We start from the raw sequence: 8062 nt of genomic DNA, 5'->3' as shown, positions 1-8062 counted from the left end.
GGCCACAACTTCGCCAACGTCGACATCACCAAGGAACCGATTCCTGTCGTGCCGACCATCCACTACCAGATGGGTGGCATCCCGACGAACGTGCATGGCCAGGTCGTCATCCCCAAGAACGGCAAGCCCAACGACATCATCAACGGCCTCTACGCCGTGGGTGAGTGCTCCTGCGTGTCGGTGCACGGCRCCAACCGCCTGGGCACCAACTCGCTGCTGGACCTGCTTGTGTTCGGCCGCGCGGCCGGCAACCACATCGTCGACTTCAACCTGAAGACCAAGTCCCACAAGGACCTGCCCAAGGACGCCGCCGACAAGACCCTGGCCCGCCTGGCGCGCCTGGATTCGGCCACCAATGGCGAGTACTCGCAGGACGTCGCCAACGACATCCGCGCCGCCATGCAGCTGCACGCCGGCGTGTTCCGCACGCAGGCGTCGATGGACGAAGGCGTGGCCAAGATCAAGGAAATCGCCAAGCGTGTCGGCAGCATCGGCCTGAAGGACAAGTCCAAGGTCTTCAACACGGCCCGTGTCGAAGCGCTGGAAGTCGAGAACCTCATCGAAGCCGCCCAGGCCACGATGATCTCGGCCGCCGCCCGCCCCGAGAGCCGTGGCGCCCACGCGCACAACGACTACCCGAACCGCGACGACGCGAACTGGATGAAGCACACGCTGTGGTACTCCGAAGGCAACCGCCTGGACTAYAAGCCTGTCAATCTCACGCCGCTGACGGTTGAGTCGGTGCCCCCGAAGGTCCGTACCTTCTGACGCCGCGCCGAGCAAGGATCAAGACATCATGAAGCGCACCTTCCAGATCTACCGCTACGACCCCGACAAGGACGCCAAGCCCTACATGCAGACTCTCGAGGTCGAGCTGGATGGCCATGAGCGCATGCTGCTCGACGCCCTGGTCAAGCTGAAGGCCGTCGACCCGACGCTGTCCTTCCGCCGCTCCTGCCGCGAAGGCGTCTGCGGCTCGGACGCGATGAACATCAACGGCAAGAACGGTCTGGCCTGCCTGACCAATATGCTGACGCTGCCGGGCACCATCACGTTGAAGCCGCTGCCGGGCCTGCCCGTCGTGCGCGACCTCATCGTCGACATGACGCAGTTCTTCAAGCAGTACMACTCGATCAAGCCCTAYCTSRTCAACGACAACATSCCGCCCGASAARGAGCGSCTGCAGTSSCCCGWMGAGCGCGARGAGCTSRACGGCCTSTACGAGTGCATCCTGTGCGCSAGCTGCTCGACSWSCTGCCCRAGYTTCTGGTGGAACCCSGACAAGTTCGTCGGCCCGGCAGGTCTCTTGCAGGCCTACCGCTTCATCGCCGACAGCCGCGACGAAGCCACCGCGGAGCGCCTGGACAACCTCGAAGACCCGTACCGCCTGTTCCGCTGCCACACCATCATGAACTGCGTGGACGTCTGCCCCAAGGGCCTGAACCCCACGAAGGCCATCGGCAAAATCAAGGAATTGATGGTCCGCCGCGCGGTCTGACGATGGCTGAAGCAGTAGAGGCCCTGATCGCTGAAATGATCGACGAACGTGCGCTGTCCAAGCTGCGCTGGCGCTGCCGTCGGGGCCTGCTGGAGAACGACATCTTCATCGAGCGCTTCTTCAACCGTCATCCCGAAGGCATCAGCCTCAGCCATGCCGAAGGCCTGACTGCGCTGATGGACCTGGCCGACAACGACCTTTTGGATCTGTTACTGCGCCGCAAGGAACCCAGTGGTGAAATCGACACCATTGCCGTGCGAGGCGTGCTCGCCGATCTGCGCACCTGACACCAGTTTTTCAAAGCCTCAAAGGACTGCACCATGACCCCGTCCGACGTGAAAGCCACCCTGTCGTTCTCCGACGGCAGCCCCTCGATGGACCTGCCCCTGTACAAGGGCAGCATCGGCCCGGATGTCATCGACATCCGCAAGCTCTACGCGCAGACCGGCAAGTTCACCTACGACCCCGGCTTCCTGTCGACGGCGTCGTGCAACTCGACCATCACCTACATCGACGGCGACAAGGGTGAGCTGCTCTACCGCGGCTACCCCATCGAGCAGCTCGCGGTGAACTGCGACTACCTCGAGACCTGCTACCTGCTGCTTTACGGAGAGCTGCCGAACGCGGCCGAGAAGGCCAACTTCGAAGACCGTGTGATGCACCACACCATGGTCAATGAGCAGATGCAGTTCTTCCTGCGGGGTTTTCGCCGTGACGCCCACCCGATGGCCGTCATGACGGGCCTGGTGGGTGCGATGTCCTCGTTCTATCACGACAGCACCGACATCAATAACCCCGAGCACCGCGAGATCTCGGCCATCCGCCTGATCGCCAAGATGCCCACGCTTGTGGCCATGGCCTACAAGTACACCGTCGGCCAGCCCTACATCTACCCGAAGAACGACCTCAGCTACGCCGGCAACTTCATGCGCATGATGTTTGCCACGCCTTGCGAGGACTACAGCCCCAACCCGGTGCTGGTGCGCGCCATGGACCGCATCTTCACGCTGCATGCCGACCATGAGCAGAACGCGTCGACCTCGACCGTGCGCCTGTGCGGTTCGTCGGGCACCAACCCGTTCGCGGCCATCGCGGCCGGCGTGGCCTGCCTGTGGGGCCCCGCGCACGGCGGCGCCAACGAGGCCTGCCTGAACATGCTGGGCGACATCCAGAAGCAGGGCGGCGTTGCCCGCATCGGCGAGTTCGTCAACAAGGTCAAGGACAAGAATTCCGGCGTCAAGTTGATGGGCTTCGGTCACCGGGTCTACAAGAACTACGACCCGCGCGCCAAGCTGATGCGCGAGACCTGCCACGAAGTGCTGAGCGAGCTGGGCCTGGAAAACGACCCGCTGTTCGAGTTGGCCATGAAGCTGGAAAAGATCGCGCTGGAAGACGAGTACTTCGTCGCCCGCAAGCTCTACCCGAACGTCGACTTCTACTCGGGCATCGTGCAGCGCGCCATCGGCATCCCCGTGCCGCTGTTCACGGCCATCTTCGCGCTGGCCCGCACGGTCGGCTGGATCGCCCAGCTCAATGAGATGATCGGCGACCCCGAGTACAAGATCGGCCGCCCGCGCCAGCTCTTCGTCGGCGCCACGCCGCGCGACGTCAAGCCCATCGCCCAGCGCTGATCGCTGAACGACACTTAGCGCCTCATGCGAACCCCTCGGTCTTCCCGAGGGGTTCTTTCGTTTTGGGAACCCTGATGACCCGTCCTGAGATCCTCGTCCTCGGCAGCGTCAACCGCGACCTCATCGTGCATGCGCCGCGGCTRCCGCTGCCGGGCGAGACGCTGCGCGGCCAGCGCTTCGGCTCCTGCCTGGGCGGCAAGGGCGCCAACCAGGCCGTGGCCGCGGCGCGCCTGGGTGCCCGCGTGGCACTGGCTGCACGGGTGGGCCTGCTGGAGAACGGCGCGGCCATGGTGACCCAACTGATCGCGGAAGGCGTCGACACGCGCGCGATTGCCCAGCCAGCCGACGAGGTGCCCGGCGTGGCGCTCATCGTCGTCGGTGCCGAGGACGCAGAGAACCAGATCGTCACCGTCGCCGGCTCCAACGGCACGCTTCCGCTGGAGCAGGTCGAAGCCCTCGACATGGCGGGTCYGCGCTGGCTGGTCGCCCAGCAGGAGCTACCGCTGCAGAGCGTCGCCCGAGCCTTCGAGCGCGCCCGCGCGGCCGGTGTGAAGACCGTGCTGAACGCCGCACCTTTTCGCGCCGGTTGTGAGGCTTTGTTGCCGCTGGTCGACCTGCTCGTCGTCAATGCGCTGGAAGCCCAGGCCCTGATCACGACGCTGGGCGGTGGCGCCGCCGAACCCGAGACGCTGGCCCGGACCTTGCGCGCCAAGGGGCCGGCCGCCGTCCTCGTGTCCCTGGGCGCCGAAGGCCTGTGCTGGGTCGATGGCCAAGGCACGCGCCGCGTGCCGGCCCGCAAGGTGAAGGCTGTTGATACCGTCGGCGCTGGCGATACCCTCGTTGGGGCCCTCATCACCGCGTTGGCCGAGGGCCAGCCCATCGAGAACGCGCTCGCCTTCGCCCAGGCCGCCGCGGCGCTGGCCGTGTCGCGCGCTGGCGTGCAGGATGCGATGCCGCGCCGCGCGGAAGTCGAGCAACTCCTCACGCAAACAAACTGAATCCCACAAGGAGAACAAGATGCCCCAGACCCTGCTGCTGCCCCGCTGGATCCTGACCATGAAGGCCGGCGAAGACACGCTGGAAAACCACGCGCTGCTGATCGACGGCGAGCGCATCGCGGCCGTCGGCCCGCGCGAGACGCTGCTGGCCCAGTATCCCCAGGCCGAGCGCGTCGAGCTGCCCGAGCAGATCCTCATTCCCGGCCTCATCAACGCCCATGCCCACTCGGCCATGACGCTGCTGCGCGGCGTCGCCGATGACGTGCCGCTGATGGACTGGCTGCAGAACCACATCTGGCCGCTGGAGAAGAAGTGGGTCAGCGAGGAGTGGACGTATCTGGGCTCCAAGCTCGCTGCGGCCGAGGGCCTGCGCAGCGGCACGACCTACATCAACGACATGTACTTCTTCCCGACCGCGATGGCCCGTGCCGCCGTGGACTCGGGCGTGCGTGCCGCCGTGTCGATGAACGTCATCGACTTTCCCACCGGCTATGCCTCGGGCCCCGACGACTACATCGCCAAGGGCATCGCSGCCTACGAACAGTACAAGGGCGAGAAGCTGCTSGACTGGACSAGYGCGCCGCAYGCGCCCTACACGGTGTCCGACGAGACCTTCATCAAGCTGCGCGAYCTGGCCGAGAAGCTSGACATCCAGATGCAYTGCCACATCCACGAGACGGCGGGCGAGGTGGAAGACGGTTTGAAACAGTTCGGCGTGCGGCCGCTGGAACGGCTGACTAAGCTGGGACTGATGAACGAACGCATGATCGCGGTCCACATGGTGCATCTCAATAACGAGGAGATCGAGCTGATGGCCAGGAACGGGGTGCACCTGGTGCACAACCCCAATTCCAACCTCAAGCTGGCCTCGGGCGTCATGCCGTTGAAGGCGCTGGAGGCCGCCGGAGTCAACACCGTGCTGGGCACCGACGGCGCGGCGTCCAATAATCGTCTCGACATGTTCGGTGAGATCCGCTCAGCAGCGCTGTTAGCCAAAGGCATCACGGGCGACCCGACGGTGGCCTCTGCGCGCACTGCGCTGGAGATGGCCACGGTGCGCGCCGCCAAGGCCATGGGCCGCGCCGACGACCTCGGTTCGCTGGAGGTCGGCAAGCTGGCCGACTGCGTCGCCGTGTCGCTGGACAGCGTCGAATGCCAGCCCGTGTACAACGCCGCGGCGCAGCTTGTCTATGTTGCCGGCCGCGAGCACGTCAGCAATGTCTGGATCGGCGGCCGCCAGGTGCTGCGTGAGCGCCAACCGGTCACGATCGATGTGCCGGCACTGATGGCCGAGGTGCGCGACGTCGTCGGCCGAATGAAAGCGCCATGACCAGAGCGTGGAGCCAGCACGGCCGCTTCAGCCTCAATTGGCGTGGCGATGTGCTGGTTCTGCGCCTTGAAGGGACCTGGAACGAGGTGGCCGCCACGCGGCTGCGCCAAGAGGGCGGCCGCCTGGCCCGTGAGCGTGCCGGCCGCCCCTGGGGCCTGCTGAGCGACACCGCAGCCTGGGAAGGCGCCACGCCCGAGGCACTGGATGGCATCTGGGCCTTCTTCGAAGACGCCCTGGCCCATGGCCTCGCCGCGGCGGCGACGGTCATCCCGGACAGTTTCCAGGCCCTCATCATCCAGCCGATGGCGGCCCGCGCCGCCACGCTGACCAACTTCCACGGCTGCGCCAGCGTCGCCGAGGCCGAGGCCTGGTTGCGCAGTCGCGGTCTCAGTCTGGGCGTGTAGCCGGCGCGGCGCTTGCGGCCGCCTAGAATGCTGGTTTCCCCTTACGCCGGCCGCGCGGCCCCGCCTCCCGACGCCATGACCCGCACCCTGCATCTGCAATGTTTCGAGGGCGGCAACGCCTTGTCCGCCTTCCGTGCCCAAGCCCTGCTGGGCCGGCTGCAACAGGTCAATGAGCGCATCAGCGCCGTCAGCGCCCGCGCGGTGCACTGGGTCTGGACCGACACGGCGATGGCCGGTGATGCGCATCAGCGCTTCGAGGCGCTGCTGACCTATGGCGAACCGGTTGCAGTAGCAGCCACCGGCGACCTCGTCGTCGTCGCGCCGCGCTTCGGTACGGTCAGCCCCTGGGCGTCCAAGGCCACCGACATTGCACGCAACTGCGGCCTGGCGCTCAAGCGTGTCGAGCGCGTCGTTGAATACCGCGTCTCGCTGAAGCCCGGCCTGCTCGGTGGTGCCAAGGCGCTGAGCGAAGCCGACCTGCAGGCCTGCGCCGAACTGCTGCATGACCGCATGACCGAGTCGGTCTGCTTCACCCGCGAGGCCACCGCCCATCTGTTCGACGAGCGCACCGCCGAGCCGCTGGCCCATGTGGACGTGCTGGGCGAGGGGCGTGCCGCGCTGGAGAAGGCGAATGTTGAATTCGGCCTGGCGCTGTCGGCCGACGAGATCGACTACCWCGACACCAACTTCAAGAAGCTCGGCCGCAACCCCAGCGACGTCGAGCTGATGATGTTCGCCCAGGCCAACAGCGAACACTGCCGTCACAAGATCTTCAACGCAAGCTTCATCGTCGATGGCGAGGCCCAGCCGCTGAGCCTGTTCGGCATGATCCGCAACACCGAGAAGCTGAACCCGCAGCACACGGTCGTCGCCTACTCGGACAACGCCGCCATCATGGAAGGCCATGCCATCCAGCGCTGGATGGCCGCCGACGCGCCGGGCTCGGCCTACACGGCCCGCGCCGAGCAGGCCGAGGTGCTGATGAAGGTGGAGACGCACAACCACCCGACGGCCATCTCGCCCTTCCCGGGTGCGTCCACCGGCGCGGGTGGCGAGATCCGCGATGAAGGCGCCACCGGCCGCGGTTCCAAGCCCAAAGCGGGCCTGACCGGCTTCTCGGTTTCCAACCTGCATCTGCCGGGTCTGAGCGAATCCTGGGAGCAGAACCCGGTGGGCAAGCCAGCGCATATCGCGTCGGCGCTGCAGATCATGATCGAGGGCCCGCTCGGTGGCGCGGCCTTCAACAACGAGTTCGGCCGGCCCAATCTGGCGGGCTATTTCCGTGTCTACGAGCAGACCGTGGACGGCGTGCGCCGCGGCTATCACAAGCCCATCATGATTGCCGGCGGCCTGGGCACCATCCGCTCGGACCTGACCCGGAAGATCGAGTTCCCGGCCGGCAGCCTGCTGATCCAGTTGGGCGGCCCGGGCATGCGCATCGGCATGGGCGGCAGCGCGGCCAGCTCGATGGCGGCGGGCACCAACACGGCTGACCTGGATTTCGATTCCGTGCAACGCGGCAACCCCGAGATCGAACGGCGTGCGCAGGAGGTCATCAACCATTGCTGGGGCCTGGGGGCCGAGAACCCGGTGCTGGCCATCCACGACGTCGGCGCGGGTGGCATCTCGAACGCCTTCCCCGAACTGGTCAACGACGCGGGCCGCGGCGCGCGCTTCGATCTGCGCAAGGTGCCGCTGGAAGAGTCGGGCCTGGCGCCCAAGGAAATCTGGTGCAACGAGAGCCAGGAGCGCTATGTGCTGGCCATTGCGCCCGGCAGCCTGGACCGCTTTGCCGCGATGTGCGCGCGCGAGCGTTGCCCGTTCGCCGTCGTCGGCGTCGTCACAGAGGAGCGTGACCTGAAGCTGGTGGATGGCGATACGGAAGTCACCGACCACCCCATCGACATGCCGATGGACGTGCTGCTGGGCAAGCCGCCCAAGATGCAGCGCGATGTGACACGTGTGGTCCGCAGCGGCGGCGCGCTGGACCTGTCCGGCGTCAAGYTGGAGCAGGCGGCGTTTGACGTGCTGCGCCACCCGACCGTTGCAGCCAAGCGCTTCCTGGTCACCATCGGCGACCGCACCGTGGGCGGCCTGAACCACCGCGACCAGATGGTCGGCCCCTGGCAGGTGCCGGTGGCGGACTGCGCCGTCACGCTGGCCGACTTCAACGGCTTTGCCGGCGAGGCCATGAGCATGGG

The 8062-nt window shown here is 66.4% G+C and carries 8 protein-coding genes; all 8 read left to right on the top strand.

Features of this window, described 5'->3' with window-relative positions:
* The coding region (locus tag AC1DU6_RS13690; protein WP_477857764.1) for an FAD-binding protein at window positions 1-768 on the top strand (768 nt) is incomplete at its 5' end.
* Between the two features lie 28 nt (window positions 769-796).
* Window positions 797-1498 (top strand): succinate dehydrogenase iron-sulfur subunit, encoded by a 702-nt coding sequence (locus tag AC1DU6_RS13685; RefSeq protein WP_477857762.1) that lies wholly within the window; start codon window positions 797-799, stop codon window positions 1496-1498.
* Window positions 1499-1500: 2 nt separating this feature from the next.
* Complete coding sequence (locus AC1DU6_RS13680) at window positions 1501-1785, top strand: FAD assembly factor SdhE (RefSeq protein ID WP_457325957.1); 285 nt, start codon at window positions 1501-1503, stop codon at window positions 1783-1785.
* 33 nt (window positions 1786-1818) lie between these two features.
* Complete coding sequence (gene gltA, locus AC1DU6_RS13675; protein ID WP_056196400.1) at window positions 1819-3129, top strand: citrate synthase; 1311 nt, start codon at window positions 1819-1821, stop codon at window positions 3127-3129.
* A 74-nt stretch (window positions 3130-3203) separates the two neighbouring features.
* On the top strand, window positions 3204-4127 hold the full coding sequence (locus tag AC1DU6_RS13670) for a ribokinase (RefSeq protein ID WP_477857760.1): 924 nt from the start codon (window positions 3204-3206) through the stop codon (window positions 4125-4127).
* A gap of 19 nt (window positions 4128-4146) precedes the next feature.
* Window positions 4147-5457, top strand: a complete 1311-nt coding sequence (locus tag AC1DU6_RS13665; protein ID WP_457326186.1) for a TRZ/ATZ family hydrolase — start codon at window positions 4147-4149, stop codon at window positions 5455-5457.
* On the top strand, window positions 5454-5861 hold the full coding sequence (locus AC1DU6_RS13660; RefSeq protein WP_056196411.1) for a hypothetical protein: 408 nt from the start codon (window positions 5454-5456) through the stop codon (window positions 5859-5861). The genes AC1DU6_RS13665 and AC1DU6_RS13660 overlap by 4 nt, the downstream gene beginning before the upstream one ends.
* Before the next feature lie 75 nt (window positions 5862-5936).
* A partial coding sequence (gene purL / locus AC1DU6_RS13655) for a phosphoribosylformylglycinamidine synthase (RefSeq protein ID WP_477857757.1) occupies window positions 5937-8062 on the top strand: 2126 nt, incomplete at its 3' end.

This window comes from Roseateles sp. P5_B10, from assembly GCF_056400485.1.
The sequence above is the reverse complement of the archived record's forward strand: the minus strand, read 5'-3'. Positions and strand labels throughout refer to the sequence as shown.

Excerpts from the sequence above, each read along its gene's own strand:
- AC1DU6_RS13660 (WP_056196411.1), top strand. The coding sequence starts at position 5,454 with ATGACCAGAGCGTGGAGCCAGCACGGCCGCTTCAGCCTCAATTGGCGT.
- gltA (WP_056196400.1), top strand. The coding sequence starts at position 1,819 with ATGACCCCGTCCGACGTGAAAGCCACCCTGTCGTTCTCCGACGGCAGC.
- AC1DU6_RS13680 (WP_457325957.1), top strand. The coding sequence starts at position 1,501 with ATGGCTGAAGCAGTAGAGGCCCTGATCGCTGAAATGATCGACGAACGT.